A 16,226-nucleotide genomic window follows, 5' to 3' on the forward strand; every position below is an offset into this window, starting at 1 on the left:
GGGTCGAGGTGGACGCCGGCGAGCGCGCGATCGCGGCACCTCGCGGGCTTCACCTCAGCCACGCCTGATCGGTCGGCTTCAACGGGGCCGCCGCCTGCGCGGCGGAAGGTGACCGACTTGAGGGAAGGGAAGCGTCCGGACAGGTAGGCCCCTACCGCCGCGCCCCGCGACAGGGCAGGCTGATCTCGGCATCACGCGGCGTTACACTCCCGGTCAAAGCCGCATAGGCAAGCGAGTTCATCCATGGAATCCAGTCCGAACAACGATCTCTATGTTGCCGTTATACTCTACGAGTCTTGGTCGCCGGACCCATCGTACACACCCATGTACGAAGAGTGCTTCGCGCTGGTGCGCGCCGAAAGTGAGGAGCAGGCACGCGCGCGCGCCGAGCAACACAGCCGTGCGCATGAAACGTGCTTCAACAATATCCTAGGGCAGGAGATTCACTGGAAGCTGAAGCACGTTGTGGATGTAAGCCGCGTTCTTTCGGACACTCTTGATGACGGCGCGGACATCTACGCGCGGCACTTCAAGAGCTATGAGGCTTACCACGCGTTCGAGCCGTTGCTCGGCGGCAGTATCGACTGACAGATGAATTGGAAGGGGGTGGAGCGTGCGCAGGGCCGTCATTGTCGGGATTGTGCTCTCAAGCCTATTTGGGATTCTTGCGCCGATTCCGCCCTTGTTTGGTTCCCCGCTCGCGCTGGCCCAGAGCTGCAACACGAACGAAAACCTCGACGATATTGCGATGTTGTTCATCGGCAGATGTTGCAAGGGATCCATTCTTCGTGAGTTCCCAGGCCAGCTGCTGTGGACAACGATCCGAGAGATCCGACGTGGAACAACAGCGGACCACAAGAAGGCTTGGAAGCTGCTGAACGACCGTCGTTTCAGGAGGTAGCTTGAGGGGCGAAGGCTAGCGCACCGAAGCGTCGGCGATCACCGGTGCGACCAGGACGATCGCAGCCACGGCGGCAAGCGCTCACGACAGGGAGATAGTGTGGTGACCTTATTCAGGAAACCTCCGAGAACCTGCCGGCGCCGGACGTGATCGCCGGAGAGATCGTGGAGGACCTGCGGTCCGCCCTCGAGCAGTTCGAGACGGTGGAGGCGCACCGCACCTCTCACCACCTCTCCCGCTCCGGTCCACGCAAGCGGCGCCTTCCCGTCCTCGGCCCACCTCGCCGTAGCTCATTCAGCGGCGAGCCGGCTCACCGTCTTGCCGCGCAGCGCTCGCCACGCTAGCGCTAGCGCCCCCACGTCGTGGCGCGTTTCTCCCGGCTCAATCGCATAACGGCCGCCAGGGAGCTCTTTCGCAGCCTGCTCCGTTCACGCTACACTTATCCTTCTCTGCTCTCTGAGGAGTCGTGAGACTGATGGAATCTGCCCCCAGCGTGTTGCTCGGCGAGCTCTTCGCCCGCTCTGCCGATCTGCTCTTCATCGCCTCGGCCGACGGAGCGCTGCTCCACGGGAGCGGTGGACTCCGCGAGGCGCTGGGCCCCGGGGTCGAGGGGTGCGCGCTCCTCGCGGATCTCGCGCACCCGGACGATCGCGCCGCGCTCTCGGCGGCCTGGTCGTCGCTCCTTCAGAGGGACGAGCCCGTCTCGTTCAGCGTGCGCCTGCGCGACGGCGGCGGCGCCTACCGGCCGCTGTCGTGCAGCGCCAGCCGGTCGTCCGACCGAAGCGCCGTCCTCGGCTCGCTCCGCCCCGCGCCCGCGGCCGCCCCGATGACCGAGGACGAGCTGAGCACGCTCCGGCTCAAGGCACGCATCCTCGACGGCCTCGTCGAGCACGTGGATCCCATGACGATATGGGCGCTCGACCGCGACGGGATCTACGTCTATCACGACGGCAAGTCGACCGCGAAGGCCGGGTTGAAGCGGGGGCAGCACGTCGGGCACAGCGTGTACGACCTCTATGCGGCCACCCCGGAGGCCGCCGCCGACATGCGGCAATGGTACGACGGCCAGGTACGCCGCGGTCGCGGCGAGGCGCACGGCGCCGACTGGGACACATGGCTCATCCCGCTCCGCAGCGAGCCCGGCGGCCGGATCGACGGCGTGCTCGGGGTGTCGCTCGACGTGTCGGACTCCAGGCTCGTCGAGAAGGAGCTGCGCATCCAGCTCGACCAGATCGCGGCGCAGCAGAAGGTGATCCGCGATCTCTCGACGCCGATCATCGAGGTCTGGGACGGCGTGCTCACGCTCCCCATGGTCGGCACGGTCGACAGCGTCCGCACGGCCGAGGTCATGGACAGCCTGCTCGCGCAGATCGTCGAGAAGCGGGCGCGCTTCGCCATCCTCGACCTCACCGGCGTCGAGGTCGTCGACACCAGGGTCGCGAGCCACCTCATCCAGCTCATCACCGCGATCCGCCTCCTCGGCGCGGACGGCATCGTCGCCGGCATCAAGCCGACGGTCGCCCAGACCATGGTCGCGCTCGGCCTCGACCTCACCCAGCTCAACACGCAACGCAACCTGCGCGCCGCGCTCAACTACGCCATCCGGGCCATGACAGGCGCCCAGGGCGCCTCCTCCGCCGCGAGCCCCGCGCCCGGCAAGAAGCCAGCTCCCTGAGCGGCGTCATCGAGGCGGCTTACTCGTCCACGAGATCGAAGACGATGCCTCCCTGCGTCTTGATCCGGTGAGTCGACCGGTTCGCGCTGTTGACCGGAGAGGGCGTCAGCGGGTTGGGCGCGGCGCCCACGATGACCGGCCGATCCGGGTCGCCGTTCACGAAGGCGATGAGCACCTCGGTCCCCGGCTTGAGCGGGAAATGCGTGCCGTAGTTCGCTCCAGCGTGGTTCTGGAGCATGCGCACCGGCCTGGACGACACGCCGCCGGCAGCCCCCGTATCGAACAGGAACCGGACCATGTACCTGCCCTGATCGTCGATCTGCGCGTCGTTGCCCCCGCCCCCCGGCCCGGCGTCGACGATCCCCGTGACGACGCCGCCGATCCGGGGCGTCGGCGTGACGCGCGGCGGCCGGTACGTGTTCTTGCCCGGGATCGCGCGGAAGGTGTTCACGTAGCGCCGCGGCTCGTCTCTGCCGGTCAGCAGCGTCGCGCGGTGCTCCACCTCGACGAAGAGCAGGTCGAGCGACTCCAGGTTCGGGTGCCCTTCCAGCGTTGATCGCGCGCCCGCGCCGAGCCCGCACACCGCGCTCCTGCCCGCGTACACGAGCTGCGTCGCCTGCCGCTCCTCGGCCCGGACCTGCGCCAGCGCCTTCCCCTCCGCCGGCGTCTTGTAATGGCCGCCGTACTCGACCACGCCCCCCGCGTACCCCGTGGGGAGGACGTGCTCCGACGTCAGATCGAGCATCGGTTGCCGGTAGTTGTAGTCGCGGGCGACATACACGCTCGGCACGAGCCGCGATCTCGCCTCGAGCTCGAAGACGTCGCGCGTGTCGCTGTTCTCGCGGAATTGGACGGACTCGGCGCCGGCCGCGGGCTCGAAGCCGGCGCCGTCGGTGAAGACCATCGTGTCCTGCCCGTCCTGGTGCTCGAAGAAGAAGCTGATCCCGGCGTGCTCGGCCAGGCGGCTGATGAAGGCGAGATCGGTCTCCTGGTACTGCACCACGAACTCCCGCGGCGCGTACGTGCCCGTCAGCCTGAGCTCCACGTCGCTCCCGCTCAGGCCCACGAGCTCGAGCTTTTGCTTGATGAGATCCGGCACCGCCTTGTTCATCGAGATCTCCGTGGTCTCGACCAGCGCCAGCCGGTAGGCGCGCGGGACGATGTGCAGGCGGTACGCCCGGTGGTCGCGCAGGTTCGCGAGCATGTCGTGGACCTCCGCGACCATCCCGTGGACGCGCCGCACCTCGACCCTGTTCTGCTCGAAGACGATCGCGACGCTCTCTCCCGTGAAGGCCTGTCCGTCGACCCCGGCGTCGCTCGGACAGACCACCTCGACGTCGAACGTGAAGAGCTGGGAGATCGCCTCGCGCCCCGACAGTCTGCTCACCTGGAGGAGGTCGGACGACAAGCCGGAGAGCTCGAGTCGAATGTCTAGCAAATCGGAGAGCCTGCTCATCATCGTCGATCCGTCATTCGTGACGTGGGAGAGGGGCTCCTGCCGAGGGGCGCCTGAATCGGCGAGCCTGCTCACCGTCCTCGTCGATCCATCATCGGCGAGCCTGCTCATCGTCCTCGGCGATCCATCATTCGTGACGTGGGAGAGGGGCTCCTGCCGAGGGGCGCCTGAATCGGCGAGCCTGCTCACCGTCCTCGTCGATCCATCATTCGTGACGTGGGAGAGGGGCTCCTGCTGAGGGGCGCCTGAAACGGCGAGCCTGCGCATCGTCCTCGTCGAACCATCGCTCGTGACGTGGGAGAGGGGCTCCTGCCGAGGGGCGTCTGAAACGGCGAGCCTGCTCACCGTCCTCGTCGAACCATCGCTCGTGACGTGGGAGAGGGGCTCCTGCCGAGGGGCGTCTGAAACGGCGAACCTGCTCACTGTCCTCGTCGATCCATCATTCGTGACGTGGGAGAGGGGCTCCTGCTGAGGGGCGCCTGAAACGGCGAGCCTGCGCATCGTCCTCGTCGAACCATCGTTCGTGACGTGGGAGAGGGTCTCCTGCTGAGGGGCGTCTGAATCGGCGAGCCTACTCACCGTCCCCGTCGATCCATCGTTCGTGACGTGGGAGAGGGTCTCCTGCCGAGGGGCGTCTGAATCGGCGAGCCTACTCACCGTCCCCGTCGATCCATCGTTCGTGACGTGGGAGAGGGTCTCCTGCCGAGGGGCGTCTGAATCGGCGAGCCTGCTCACCGTCCTCGTCGAACCATCGTTCGTGACGTGGGGGAGGGTCTCCTGCCGAGGGGCGTCTGAATCGGCGAGCCTGTTCATGGTCCTCGTCGATCCATCGTTCGTGACGTGGGAGAGGGTCTCCTGCTGAGGGGCGTCTGAATCGGCGAGCCTACTCACCGTCCCCGTCGATCCATCGTTCGTGACGTGGGGGAGGGTCTCCTGCCGAGGGGCGTCTGAATCGGCGAGCCTGTTCATGGTCCTCGTCGATCCATCGTTCGTGACGTGGGAGAGGGTCTCCTGCCGAGGGGCGTCTGAATCGGCGAGCCTGTTCATGGTCCTCGTCGAACCATCGTTCGTGACGTGGGGGAGGGTCTCCTGCCGAGGGGCGTCTGAATCGGCGAGCCTGTTCATGGTCCTCGTCGATCCATCGTTCGTGACGTGGGAGAGGGTCTCCTGCTGAGGGGCGTCTGAATCCGCGAGCCTGCTCGCCGTCCTCGTCGATTCATCGTTCGTGACGTGGGAGAGGGTCTCCTGCTGAGGGGCATCTGAATCGGAGAGTCTGCGCGTCGTCATCGTCGATCCATCCTTCGTGACGTGGGAGAGGGGCTCCTGCTGAGGGGCGCCTCGCCCGCGGGCGCCCCTCGCGCTCGTCGCTGCGGGCTCGGCGAGCTACCGTTTGCGATCGAAGCGTTCGTAAAGGCTCCTCCTCAAGGCGGGGGAAGGGGTCGGCAGCGCGGGGCGCTCGGGCGGTGGAGGCGGCGGCCTGCGGGGCGGCGGGGCCGGCGGCGGCTCATCCGCCTCGGGGGAGCGCGCAGGCGAGGCGCTCAGCGTTGGCCTCGGCGGGGGAGGCGGCTCCGGCAGCAGCGGCTCCGGAGGTGGCGCCGCCGGCTCAGGAGCCGGGAGGGGCGCTGCCGCCGTTTCTGGCGCTTCCGCGGCTGCTGGCACGAGCGCAGGGGGGGCCGCGAGCGCGCCGGTGCCGGAGGGGCCGGGCGCGCCGGCGACCGGCTCCCAGTCGTCTTCCATCGCGAGCGCGAGCGTGCCCGAGCCCGCGCGCTCCTCGGCCGTGACCGGCTCCCGGCTGATCATCGAGGGAGGCAGCGCGCCGCCCGGGGGCGCCGGCTGGAACGGGAGCGCCGGCTGGTCCGTCGCGCCGGCGTCCTCCTCGGGCAGCAGCGCCAGCGTCGCGGCGGGAGACCCCTTCGGCCCTTCTTCCACCGAGGAGATCGAGAGGGTCCCCGTGTCGACCCGCGGCCCGTGCGTGCCCGCGGCCGGCCCGGCGATGTCGCCGGGAGCCGACCCGGGGCGGAACGGCGTCGCCGCCGCCGAGGCGAGGGCAACGGCCGCCGCGCCAGCGTCCGAGAGGCTCACCGTGCGCGCCCCGGCGGCCGGCGCGGCCTGGGTCTCGCCCAGGGGGTCGCCGCCGTCGCCGTCGCCTCCCACGCCGCGCGCGAGGCCGGCCGCATCGGCCGCCCCGGCGGGATCATGGGCCGCGGCGCCCTGCTCCGCCGGCAGCTCGGGCCACTCGAGTGGCTCGCCGGGGAGCTCGACCCCCGCCACCAGGGTGGCCGCCGCGAGCGCGGCCTCGTCGGGGACGACCAGGCTGCCCCGGAAGACGAGGGTGCAGCGCTGCTCGTCGCCGTCGATGCGCAGGATGTCCGCGTTCAGCTCGAGCGGGTGGCCCTCGCTCACGCCGAAGGCCGAGAGGCCGTGGACGCGCGCTCGGCCGCGCGCCTCGGGCAGCCGCGTCCGGAGGCGCGGCAGCGTGGGGTGGAGCCCGTGGAGCTCGATCCACTCGCCGCCGCGCAGGTAACGCGTCCGCTGATCGGGGGGCGCCGCCTGGTAATAGGCCCACTCGAAGGGATCGGGGATCTCGGCGATGGCGGCGTCGAGCGCCTTGCGGGGCGTGGCCCCGAGCAGCCGCCTGCGCGCGGGCCAGGCGCGCGCGATGGGCCCGAAGCCGGCCGCGCGCGCCGGCTGGAGGGGATCGACGATGTTCGCCTCGGGCTCGGACGCGTCGCCCGTCCCCTGCACGCCGAGGAAGTTCTCCTGGTCGTTCTCGCCGCGGAGCGCCCGCTCGTACACGAGCGGCATCCGCTGGAACCCGGCCCTGTCCTTGACCAGGAGCTCCTTGTCGAGGAGGGGCCCGTCCTCATCGGAGATCGCGAGTCGCACGGGCAAGGCGTGCACGGGCGCGCCGGGCGGCGGCGCGTGGGCGTGGCCGGTAAAGAGCACGTCGGCGCGCTCCAGGTGCGGCGCCAGATCGCTCGTGAGCCGGACGCTCCGCCCAGGGTTGTTGCCGTGATGGACCTCCCCGTGGACGACCTGCTGCGGCTCGACCCTGGGCATCTCCGCGTCCGCCGCGAAGGCGAAGGTGGCCTTGACGATGACGGTGATGTGGAGCTCGCTCCGACTGCGCCATGCGACGGCGGCGGCGGCTGCGCCGTTCAGCGGCGTGACCCTCACGGGCCCGGTCGCGCCGTTCGTCCCACGGTTCATCGCGCTCTTCGCCGCGCCCTTCTCCGCACCGTTCGCCATTCCGCGGCGTTATAGCACGGCTCTCGTCACGAACTTGCCGCCGCACTGCGCCCATGCCACCCACGGCGATCATGAAGCCGGCTGGAAACGCTCGTGCGCTGGGATCGGCGCTCGCCCTCCTCGTCATGATTGCCTCGTTCGGCTGCGACACGGTGGCGACGCTCGTCGCGCCCGCGGTGCCGGTGGTCATCGAGAAGGCGACCGCGCCCGGGGAGCCCGCCGCGCCCGAGGATCCCGCCGCCGCGCCCGAGACGCCCGAGAGCCGGAAGTGCTGCTTCCGGAGCGGCGAGGGCGCCGCGAAGGTGTGCGAGAGCCAGGAGCGCTGCTGCTCCGGCAGGTACGACCGCAGCGCGTGCGAGGACTCGGGCGGTCTCTGGTTCAACAGCGCCGACGGCTGCGCCGGCGCCTGCTGAGCGTCTGGCTCGCTCCGCCGCCGGGACAGGCGTCGAGGTGTCGAGGGGACAGGCGCCGAGGCGCTGAGGGGGACAGGCGCCGAGGCGCTGATGGAGACAGGCGCCGAGGCGTAACGGCCGCAGCGCGGCGTGGGGCGATGTCGTGACAACCCTGGCGTCCGCGCCGTCCGCCGGCGTAGGAAAGGGAGTGCGCGAGCTCGACACCGACGCCCTGCTCCGGCTCGTCCAGCGGGCCACGGGCCATGTCCCGTCGTCGATGGTCCCGCTGCGCGGGGGCGTGTCGTGCCGGCGCTATCTGCGCGTCGTGACGCCGGCCGGGACGGCGGTCGCGATGTTCGCGCCGAGCGCGGGGGCCGACGGCGTCGCGGTCGGCGCCGCTCCCCCGCGGTGGCCGTTCCTGGAGGTGCAGGCGCTCCTCCGGGAGCGCGGCGTCCGGGTGCCGGCGCTGCTCGCCGAGGACTGCGAGCACGGCCTGCTCCTCCTGGAGGATCTCGGGGACGCGACGCTCTCGGCCTTCGTCGAGCGCGCGCCCGCCCGCCGCGCCGAGGTCTACGCGCTGGCCGCGCGCGATCTCGCCCGGGCGCAGCGGGCGCTCGCGGCGCTCCCGAGCGGCTCGATCGTCGACTCGTGCGCGCTCGACGAGACGCTCCTGCGCTGGGAGCTCGACCATTTCCGCGCGTGGGCGCTCGACGCGCGCGGGCTCCGGCTGGGCGACGCCGCGCGGGCCGAGCTCGACGCCGTCTCGGAGCGCCTCGCCCGGCGCATCGCCGCGTGGCCGCGGGGCTTCGTTCACCGCGATTACCAGAGCCAGAACCTCATGGTCGTGGACGCGGCGGGCGGGGGCCTCGAGATCGCCTGGCTCGACTTCCAGGACGCCCTCCTCGGCCCGCGCGCCTACGATCTCGCGGCGCTCCTCAACGACAGCGCCCAGGACCTGGATCGCTCCTTCGTCGAGGCCCGGCTGGACGACTATGCAGCCGCCGCCTCGCTCGATCGGCCGGCGCGCGACGCGCTCGGCCGGGAGTTCGATGTGCTCACGGTCCAGCGCAAGCTGAAGGACGCCGGCCGCTTCGTCTTTCTCGACCGCATCGGCGTGGATCCGACGTACCTGCGCTACGTCGAGCCCGCGCTCGCGAGGGCGCGCGCCGCGCTCGCGAGGATCGGCGATGACGAGGACATGCGGGTGCTGGCGCGGCTCATCGCTCAGGCGTGAGAGAATTGAACGCAAAGGCGCCAGGACGCAAAGACCCAAAAAGACGAGAGAAATGGGGAGCGTGGCCATCGAATGCCATGTCGATGACCCTGGCTATCTCGTTGCGCTCAATCCCATCTCTTTTTTGCGCCTTTGCGCTTTTGCGTTTGAATCTGACATGCCCGGTCGTCGGCCGTCCGGATCTAGGCCTCGGGCGCGGTGCGGCTCAGAGCTCCGACTCCTCCAGAAAGCGCTGGAGGAACGTGACGGCGGTCTGTTCTCCAGCCTCCGGGAAGCCCCCGAACATCGCGAACTGGTGCCATACCCAGCCGGCGTTCAGATAGGTATCCTTTTCGCTCGCCTCGAGCGAGGAGCACACGTGATCCCAGCGCGGGTTCGCCCCGGGGAGATAGCCGCTCTTGTCGGGCGGCAGGCTGGTCAGGCGCGCTTCCTTGGCGGGGCCCGGGAGCTTCTGCTGGAGCGCCGCGTTCGCGTCGAGCTGGTGGCCGCCGGTCATCCGCAGGCGGCGCGAGGCGTCGCCGCCGAGCCAGCGCACGAGCAAGGCCTCGTTCTTGGCGATGCCGCGGGCGTCGAACGCGAACACCTCGCTCACGCGGTCCTTGTTGGCCGCGAGCGCCTGCCACAGGGCCAGTCCGCCGGCGCTGAAGCCCGCGAGCCCGAGCTTGCCGAGCCGCGGCCCGCCCTGTCCCGCACCGATCTTCTGCGCGCCGCAGAGGAAGCGGAGCGCCGCCTCGGCGAGGCCGGGCAGGCTCGCGGTCGTGGCGGCGCCGAAGCTCGCCCCGCTCGGCCACGGGTGCAGCATGACCACCGCCCTGCCGCTCGCGGCGAGCGCCTCCTCGAAGCCGCAGCGGACATAGACCCAGCGGGACTGGTCGCGCGGATCGCGCTCGAACACGTCGCGCGCCCAGAACGACGCGCCGGGAGACGGGTCGGGCGTGAGCAGGTATCGATTCAGCCCGAACATCTCGTGGCGCTGGTCGACCCGGGTATAGGCGTACCCTTCCGGCCGGTAGAACACGAGGGCCGAGATCCCGCCGTCCGGCGGCGCCTTGCAGGCCTCCGGGATGCTCGCGAACCAGATCTTCTGATCTCCCGCGGTGGCGCCGAGGGCCACGAGCTCGGTCCCGGGCCGGTGCTCGCGCCGGTACTCGTCCGCATACCCGGCGTAGGCCATCCAGAACGGGGTGATATCGACGAAATCCGTCCTGATCTGGGCGAGCGCGAGGCCGGGCGCCGATTGCACGTCGACGAGCGGGTGAGCCTGCCCGAACGCCGGGTCAGGGGCGGGGCTGAGCGCCGTCCCGCCGCTCGCCACGTCGAACGTCTGCTCGACCGACAGGACCTCTTCCTCCAGGGCGGGGACGTCCTCGAAGGCGTCGAACGCCGCCGAGAAGCGCGCGCTGAGCGCGACGCGCGACGCCCCGGCGGGGATCACGAACTCGCGCCGCCCCGGGTCCGAGCCGGCGAGCGGCAGCGGCGCGTCGTCGGCCGTCGCCTGCACGTCGGCGAGCGCGTCGGGCAGAAGCGGGCTGCCCGCATTGCGCCAGGTGACCCGGAGCCTCAGCGCCATGCGGCGCCTCGGACCGGACGGCGCGCCCGGCGAGGAGGGAGCGCGGCGGCGTGGAGGGGCTCGACCGGGCTATTGCCGGCGAAGGGGAAGCGCTGCGGGACGGAGGGCACGGGGCGCCCACGGTACCAGAGGGCGTGGGCCGCGGGCGAGCGCGACCGGGCGCGGAGGCCGCGCGGGGAGCCCCGAGATGGGCTCTTCCCGTGTCGTTCGGCCGATCCTGCGGGCCGGCGCGCCGCGCCGCCGGGGGCTGTCTGGCCTCCTCGGCTGGCGCGGCGCCAATCGACTGGAGCTCAGCGCGTGCCGTTCGCGCAGTACCCGAACTCGACGCTCGTTCCAGGCCTGATCTTCGCGTTCCAGCTCACGCCGGTGAACACGAAATCGGTGCCTTGCTTGACGGCGCTGGTGTTCCAGAAGTCACGGAGCGTCGCGCCGTTCGAGGGCACGTAGAGCTTCCACGTGGTCTCGCCGCTGTCGGTCTTCGTCAGCTTGACGTTGTTGCAGTAGCCGCCCGTCCACGTCGAGTTGGGGGTGATGCTGACGGTGATGTTGCCGCCCTCCACGCGCACGCCGGTCCCGGGGTTGCTCCCGCCGCTGCCGCCGCTGCCGGTGCTGCTGCTGCTGCTGCTGCTCGACGAGGACGTGGTGGTGCCGCCGCCGCCACCACCGCTGCCGGAGGTGCTGGAGCTGCTGGAGCTGCTGGATGTGGTGCTGCTGGAGCTGGAGCTGCTGCTGCCCTTTACCCGCGCGATGAAGCTGTCATAGCCGGCGACGTCGCCCGTCTGAGAGAGCATGACGATCGCGACGCCCATGTCGACGGCCTTGGCGACGTTGCTCTCGTTGAGCCAGGTGGAGTCGACGTTGATCGGGCCGCCGCCGAACGTGTACGCGTCCACGATGACGAGCGGCAGGCTCAGCGCGGTGGTGATCTCCTTGTAGGTGAAGTTGTCGATCTTGCCCGTGGTGAACGGGAATTGCTTGCCCGTGAGGCCGACGTACTTGACCACGCTGCGATCCCAGCCGTCGTAGAAGTCGCCGACCGACGACGCCCACTTGGTTGCCGACGGGCTGAACCACGGGCTGAAGTCGATGACCACCTTGCATGAGGGGCAGCCCGACTTGATGGCGCCGAGGATCTGGTTGATGAAGCTGTCGGACTCCGTCTCCGTGAGCGCGTTCTGCTGCGCCGTCTGCGAGAACTGGTACCAGTCCGGCTCGATGTGGATCAGCGCCTCGCGCCCTCCGAGGGCCGCGCTGATCCCTGCCGCCGCCTTCTGGTAGGCGCTCGCCATCGAGGCGATGTTGGCGCGCACGTACGCCGCGCCCTTCTGGCACAGCGGTGCGCCGCTGTTGCCGTCGCAATCGTTCTCGGACCCGAGCCCCTTCTTCGTCATGTCCGTGGCGATGTAGCCGAAGAAGTAGGGGGTCTTCCCCGCGTTGACGATCTGCTGAAGCTTGGTCTTATGGGTGCTGGTGAAGCCGCCAGATTGCAACCAGTCCCCGACGGCGACCACATCGACGTTGGCGGGCCCGGACTGGGGCGGCGACCAGGTCTGGCTCCACTGCGGAGCGACGCCGAAGCGCATCTGCGATGCCGCCGCGGCCGCCGCCGCCTCATCGGCGAAAATCTCGTCCTCTTCGGAGCTGGAGCCATCGTCCGCGGCAACGATGCACCCGCCGAGAGCGGCGAGCAGGCACGCAGCTGCCCCAGCACCGAAAAGCGAACCCTTGATCTTCGTCATTGTCAATCTCCAAGTGACCGAGCGGCTCCGCGCCGCATCGGATTTTTCCACTCCCGAGTGCCAGCATCGGCTTGGCACGGGGCGCTTGTTGAAAGGAAGGTTCGGAGAGCGTTGCAATGGTCGGGCCATCGTCTCTCCAGAGCGGAGAACGCCGGTTCACGGGCACATTCCAACGGTGCCTGTCCGCGAGAGATGGAGAGTGGGCCGATGGAGTGGATCACCGAACCGGGGCACGGACGATCCACCGCGAACGCCCTGATTTCTCGGTGCGGGACGCTGACAAGCGGGTAATCTGCGCCCGATGAGCCAGGAATGTGGAGTGAAGCGATGAGCGCGCCCGCGCTCATCGAGATCGAGGACGCCGAGGTCTTCCGCGGCGACACGCGCGTCTTCGAGGGGCTGTCGCTGCGCATCGAGCAGGGCGCGAACACCGCGATCCTCGGGCCCAACGGCGCCGGGAAGTCGACCCTGCTGAGGCTGCTCTCACGGGAAATCTATCCGGTCCACCGCGAAGGCTCGCATGTGCGGATACTCGGTCGCGAAAGGTGGGAGGTGTCCGCACTGCGGCGCAGGCTTGGGCTCGTGTCGTACGAGCTGCAGATGGCCTATCCCCGGGGTGTGCGGGGCTCCGACGTGGTGCTCTCCGGCTTCTTCGCGAGCGCCGGGCTGCACGAGCACGAGCCGCCGACGGCCGCGCAGCGCCGGCGCGCCGAGGAGGTGCTCCGCGACCTCGGCGTCGCGCACCTCGGCGACAAGCCCATCGCGGAGATGTCCGCCGGCGAGCAGCGGCGCTGTCTGCTCGGGCGCGCCCTCGTGCACGACCCGGAGGCGCTGGTGTTCGACGAGCCGACGACGAGCCTCGATCTGAAGGCCGCGTTCGAGCTCATCGATCTGCTCAGGCGCCTCGCGCGGCAGGGCAAGACGCTGATCCTGGTGACGCACCATGTGCAGGAGATCCCGCCGGAGATCGGGCGGGTCGTCCTGCTGCGGAGAGGCCGCGTCTTCGCCGATGGCCCGAAGCGCGCGGTGCTGACCGACGACAACCTGTCGCGCCTGTTCGACGTGCCGCTCACCGTGGTCGAGCGCGACGGGTTCTTTCAGGTATTCCCCCGATCTCTTTGAGACACGGAGTCTCGCCCTCACGTCTCACCCGCTTCGCCCCACGGGGAACGGTTCGTTCTCTGCGCAGTGGAGAGCTCAAAACGGTAGTCCCCCAGCGCATAGGCGGTAACGAAAGTTTGCGCCGCGTTCTCCCATCATCCGAACGTTTACGTGGTCGTGGTCGTAGTCGTGGTCGTGGTCGTGGTCGTTCACGGTTTACCGTTGACGACCACGACCACGACCACGACCACGTAAACGTTTACGTTTACGTTCGCGTAAACGTTCACATTGGTGACCGGTGGGGGGGCCGACAGCCTGGCGAGGGCCGCCACCCCGCGCGTTAGCCGATCTCCACCTTGCTCCACATATCGCGCCGCATCCGCTCCTTGCGCCGGTCGGTCCGGGTGACGAGCCGGGCGGCGCCCCAGGCGGCGAGCAGCTGGCCCTCCTGGCCGAGGCCGGGCAGCACGCTCCGGCCGACGAGCAGCGTGCGCTCGATCGGCCCGCGGATCGGCTCGCCCGCGAGCCCGAGGTAGCCGGGCGGGTCGACCTCGAGCTGCCGTACCATCGGCTCGGCGCCCGGGGCGGCGCCCTTCAGCGCGGCGCGCTCGATGAGGCGGCGGCGCTGGCCGTCGTAGAGCCACACGGGCAGCCCGTCGTGCACCGAGTCGACGAGCACGAGGTGGCGCTCGAGGAAGGGGAGCTCGGCCGTGAGCGCGTCGAGCACCGCCTGGCGCGCCTCGAGCAGCGACAGCGGGCCCCGGTCGGGCAGCAGGATCTCCGCCACGAGCAGCGTGTCGGTCGAGGGAGCCGGCAGATCGCAGCGCTGGAGGTGGACCACGGGGCGCCCGGGTCCGGTCGGCCGCGTCTGCCGCGGCGAGCTCGGCCGGCCCCCGGAGGCGCCGTCGCTCGACACGCGCGGCGCGGGCGAGCGGCCCGCCGACGCGGACGGGAAGGGGAACAGCAGGGCCTCGGGGCCGAGCGGCTCGGGCAAGCCCTCGCGGCGCACGACGAGCGACACGACGAAGCGGCCAACCGAGGAGGTGATCCGCGGCCACTCGCGCAGCGCGCGCTTGTGGATGCCCTCGCCGCCCGAGAGGCTCGCGAGCGTCTCGCCGTCCATGTCGGTGATGACGAAGCTGCTGCCGTTCGGGTGATCGTCGCCGTCGAGCACGACCCCCGCGGCGGTGCCCCTGCGGACGTGGACCGACGCGGCGCGCTCGTCGAGCAGGCAGCGGCCGCCGTGGGCGAGGATGCGCTCGACGAGGAACTCCTCGAGCTCCTCCTCGCCGCGCGGCAGCATCATCAGCCCGCGCGTCCACGCCCCGTGCAGGCGCGCCACCGCGAAGGGAGGCGGGAGCGCCGAGAGGTCCGTGGCGAAGAGGACGGACTGCGTGACGATCGAGCGGAACAGGTGGCCGCGCGGGAACTCGACGAGCAGGTCGGCGTCAGGCTCGGCGCGCGCGTACGGGAGCATGCCGGCGTAGCGCGCGGTCTCGCGCCGCTCCCAGAAGGTGCCCGGCGGCCAGAGGGCGTCGTGCGAGAAGGCGTCGTCCGCGGCGCCGTTGACGTGGGCGAGCTCGGCGTAGAGCTCGTCGACGACCCGCCGGAGCTCGGGGAACTCGCGGTCGATCTCGCGGCCGAAGAGGACCATGTCGGGCGGCACGTCGAGGCGCCGGCGCGGCGCGACGGCCTGCAGCATGGGCATGGCCGGGACGATGCGGCGCTTCCAGGTCTGCGACTGGGCGAGCTCGACGAGGAAGCGACGCCACGCGGGCGAGGGCTCGGCGAGCATCGTGAAGGCGCGCCGGCGGAGGACGTGCTGGTCGAGGCGGTAGGTGGGCGGGCGCTCGCCGTGCCCGACGACCATCACGGTGAAGTCGCGGCGCGCGAGGAGCGCCGCGGCCGTGAGCGCGCCGATGGACCGGCCGAGGACGATGACGTCGTAGTGCTTGTGGATCACGCCCCTTCCCCGACTTCTCCGACTTCCCCGACGTTGTCCCGCGCAGGGCCGTCCTGGGCGAGCCCGAGCGCGGTCGCGACGCCGGCGAGCGTCGCGCGCGCTCGCCCGCCCGGCACATCAGGCGGCGCGATCTGGAGGCGCCCCTCGGCGATCCACGAGAGCGCGCGGACGAGCAGGGAGTGCTCCTGGACGAGGATGCGCGCGGCGAGCGCGTCGCGGTCGTCCCCGTCGAGCACGGGGACGGCGGCCTGCGCGAGGATGGGCCCGGTGTCGGTGCCGGCGTCCACGAGGTGGACGGTGCAGCCGGTGACGCGCACGCCGTGATCGAGCGCCTGCTGCTGGGCGTCGACGCCGGGGAAGGAGGGCAGGAGCGACGGGTGGATGTTCACGACCCGGTGCGGGAAGGCGTCGAGGAAGGTCGTCGTGAGCAGGCGCATGAAGCCCGCGAGGACGACCCAGGTCGCGCCCGCCTCGCGAAGGGCGTCGACGACGGCGGCGTCGAAGCTGTCGCGATCGGCGAAGTCCCGGTGCGCGACGACGCGCGTGGGGACCCCGGCGCGCTCGGCGCGCGCGAGGCCCTCCACGTCGGGCCGGTTGGACAGGACGAGCCGCACGCGGGCGTCGAGGTGGCCGGCGGCGATCGCGTCGAGGATCGCCTGGAGGTTCGAGCCGCGGCCAGAGACGAGGACGCCGAGATCGAGGGGGGGCATGGGGGGCAGATACTACGGCGGAGGCGGGCGCGGGAGAGATCCGGGGCGGAAGCGGCCACCCGGGTCCGGCGATCGCGCCACGCGGCCCGTTTCCATGTCCGCCGAGCGCGCGCCGCGTGACGCGCCGGGCCATCGCGCGAGGAGAGAGGGCGCGAGGGCTCGGGCGGGAGGGCGGGCGTGGACCCGCCGCGTCGCCTCGGCCGCCCGAGCTCGGCCTCGCGACCTGCGCCCCTCGA

General features: G+C 70.7%; 13 protein-coding genes. 7 read left to right on the plus strand and 6 right to left on the minus strand.

All coding sequences use genetic code 11. From position 1 onward, the window contains the following. The first annotated feature begins 243 nt into the window (after positions 1-243). Both WMF12_RS44495 and WMF12_RS44500 read left to right on the plus strand, forming a co-directional pair. Positions 244-588 carry a DUF4288 domain-containing protein gene (locus WMF12_RS44495; protein ID WP_437854760.1) on the plus strand — a complete coding sequence of 115 codons (345 nt, stop codon included), beginning with the start codon at positions 244-246 and terminating at the stop codon, positions 586-588. Positions 589-1,376: 788 nt separating this feature from the next. Continuing rightward, the gene (locus WMF12_RS44500; protein WP_437854761.1) at positions 1,377-2,576 is read left to right on the plus strand and encodes an STAS domain-containing protein; all 1,200 of its coding nucleotides are present in this window, start codon (positions 1,377-1,379) and stop codon (positions 2,574-2,576) included. Between the two features lie 19 nt (positions 2,577-2,595). Here WMF12_RS44500 and WMF12_RS44505 read toward each other — a convergent pair whose 3' ends face one another. After that, positions 2,596-4,035 carry a type VI secretion system Vgr family protein gene (locus WMF12_RS44505; protein WP_437854762.1) on the minus strand — a complete coding sequence of 480 codons (1,440 nt, stop codon included), beginning with the start codon at positions 4,033-4,035 and terminating at the stop codon, positions 2,596-2,598. On the opposite strand from WMF12_RS44505, the gene WMF12_RS44510 reads away from it, so the two are divergent. Both WMF12_RS44510 and WMF12_RS44515 read left to right on the plus strand, forming a co-directional pair. Beyond that, on the plus strand, positions 4,004-4,270 hold the full coding sequence (locus WMF12_RS44510; protein ID WP_437854763.1) for a hypothetical protein: 267 nt from the start codon (positions 4,004-4,006) through the stop codon (positions 4,268-4,270). The genes WMF12_RS44505 and WMF12_RS44510 overlap by 32 nt on opposite strands. Before the next feature lie 729 nt (positions 4,271-4,999). Beyond that, complete coding sequence (locus WMF12_RS44515; protein WP_437854764.1) at positions 5,000-5,206, plus strand: hypothetical protein; 207 nt, start codon at positions 5,000-5,002, stop codon at positions 5,204-5,206. 209 nt (positions 5,207-5,415) lie between these two features. On the opposite strand, the gene WMF12_RS44520 is transcribed toward WMF12_RS44515, so the two are convergent. After that, entirely contained in the window at positions 5,416-7,281 is a 1,866-nt protein-coding gene (locus WMF12_RS44520) for a DUF2169 family type VI secretion system accessory protein (protein ID WP_437854765.1), read from the minus strand. Positions 7,282-7,352: 71 nt separating this feature from the next. Here WMF12_RS44520 and WMF12_RS44525 point away from each other — a divergent pair, with 71 nt between their 5' ends. Both WMF12_RS44525 and WMF12_RS44530 read left to right on the plus strand, forming a co-directional pair. Further along, positions 7,353-7,694: a hypothetical protein gene (locus tag WMF12_RS44525; protein ID WP_437742805.1), complete on the plus strand. Its 342-nt coding sequence runs from the start codon at positions 7,353-7,355 to the stop codon at positions 7,692-7,694. A 187-nt stretch (positions 7,695-7,881) separates the two neighbouring features. Further along, the gene (locus WMF12_RS44530) at positions 7,882-8,907 is read left to right on the plus strand and encodes an aminoglycoside phosphotransferase family protein (RefSeq protein WP_437854766.1); all 1,026 of its coding nucleotides are present in this window, start codon (positions 7,882-7,884) and stop codon (positions 8,905-8,907) included. 205 nt (positions 8,908-9,112) lie between these two features. Here WMF12_RS44530 and WMF12_RS44535 read toward each other — a convergent pair whose 3' ends face one another. Then, positions 9,113-10,477: a hypothetical protein gene (locus tag WMF12_RS44535; RefSeq protein WP_437854767.1), complete on the minus strand. Its 1,365-nt coding sequence runs from the start codon at positions 10,475-10,477 to the stop codon at positions 9,113-9,115. A 290-nt stretch (positions 10,478-10,767) separates the two neighbouring features. After that, positions 10,768-12,216, minus strand: a complete 1,449-nt coding sequence (locus WMF12_RS44540; RefSeq protein WP_437854768.1) for a cellulose binding domain-containing protein — start codon at positions 12,214-12,216, stop codon at positions 10,768-10,770. Positions 12,217-12,543: 327 nt separating this feature from the next. On the opposite strand from WMF12_RS44540, the gene WMF12_RS44545 reads away from it, so the two are divergent. Beyond that, positions 12,544-13,338: an ABC transporter ATP-binding protein gene (locus WMF12_RS44545; protein WP_437854769.1), complete on the plus strand. Its 795-nt coding sequence runs from the start codon at positions 12,544-12,546 to the stop codon at positions 13,336-13,338. A 319-nt stretch (positions 13,339-13,657) separates the two neighbouring features. On the opposite strand, the gene WMF12_RS44550 is transcribed toward WMF12_RS44545, so the two are convergent. Together WMF12_RS44550 and purN are read right to left on the minus strand one after the other, a co-directional pair. Then, entirely contained in the window at positions 13,658-15,280 is a 1,623-nt protein-coding gene (locus WMF12_RS44550) for an NAD(P)-binding protein (protein WP_437854770.1), read from the minus strand. After that, on the minus strand, positions 15,277-15,990 hold the full coding sequence (purN, locus tag WMF12_RS44555) for a phosphoribosylglycinamide formyltransferase (protein WP_437854771.1): 714 nt from the start codon (positions 15,988-15,990) through the stop codon (positions 15,277-15,279). Before purN ends, WMF12_RS44550 begins: the two co-directional genes overlap by 4 nt. Between the last annotated feature and the right edge of the window lie 236 nt (positions 15,991-16,226).

It is taken from the genome of Sorangium sp. So ce363, assembly GCF_051520435.1.
Classification (GTDB): domain Bacteria; phylum Myxococcota_A; class Polyangia; order Polyangiales; family Polyangiaceae; genus Sorangium; species Sorangium cellulosum_B.

Excerpts from the sequence above, each read along its gene's own strand:
- WMF12_RS44515 (WP_437854764.1), top strand. The coding sequence starts at position 5,000 with ATGGTCCTCGTCGATCCATCGTTCGTGACGTGGGAGAGGGTCTCCTGC.
- WMF12_RS44520 (WP_437854765.1), bottom strand. The coding sequence starts at position 7,281 with ATGGCGAACGGTGCGGAGAAGGGCGCGGCGAAGAGCGCGATGAACCGT.
- WMF12_RS44495 (WP_437854760.1), top strand. The coding sequence starts at position 244 with ATGGAATCCAGTCCGAACAACGATCTCTATGTTGCCGTTATACTCTAC.
- WMF12_RS44505 (WP_437854762.1), bottom strand. The coding sequence starts at position 4,035 with ATGATGAGCAGGCTCTCCGATTTGCTAGACATTCGACTCGAGCTCTCC.
- WMF12_RS44535 (WP_437854767.1), bottom strand. The coding sequence starts at position 10,477 with ATGGCGCTGAGGCTCCGGGTCACCTGGCGCAATGCGGGCAGCCCGCTT.
- WMF12_RS44545 (WP_437854769.1), top strand. The coding sequence starts at position 12,544 with ATGAGCGCGCCCGCGCTCATCGAGATCGAGGACGCCGAGGTCTTCCGC.
- purN (WP_437854771.1), bottom strand. The coding sequence starts at position 15,990 with ATGCCCCCCCTCGATCTCGGCGTCCTCGTCTCTGGCCGCGGCTCGAAC.
- WMF12_RS44510 (WP_437854763.1), top strand. The coding sequence starts at position 4,004 with ATGTCTAGCAAATCGGAGAGCCTGCTCATCATCGTCGATCCGTCATTC.
- WMF12_RS44500 (WP_437854761.1), top strand. The coding sequence starts at position 1,377 with ATGGAATCTGCCCCCAGCGTGTTGCTCGGCGAGCTCTTCGCCCGCTCT.
- WMF12_RS44525 (WP_437742805.1), top strand. The coding sequence starts at position 7,353 with ATGAAGCCGGCTGGAAACGCTCGTGCGCTGGGATCGGCGCTCGCCCTC.
- WMF12_RS44540 (WP_437854768.1), bottom strand. The coding sequence starts at position 12,216 with ATGACGAAGATCAAGGGTTCGCTTTTCGGTGCTGGGGCAGCTGCGTGC.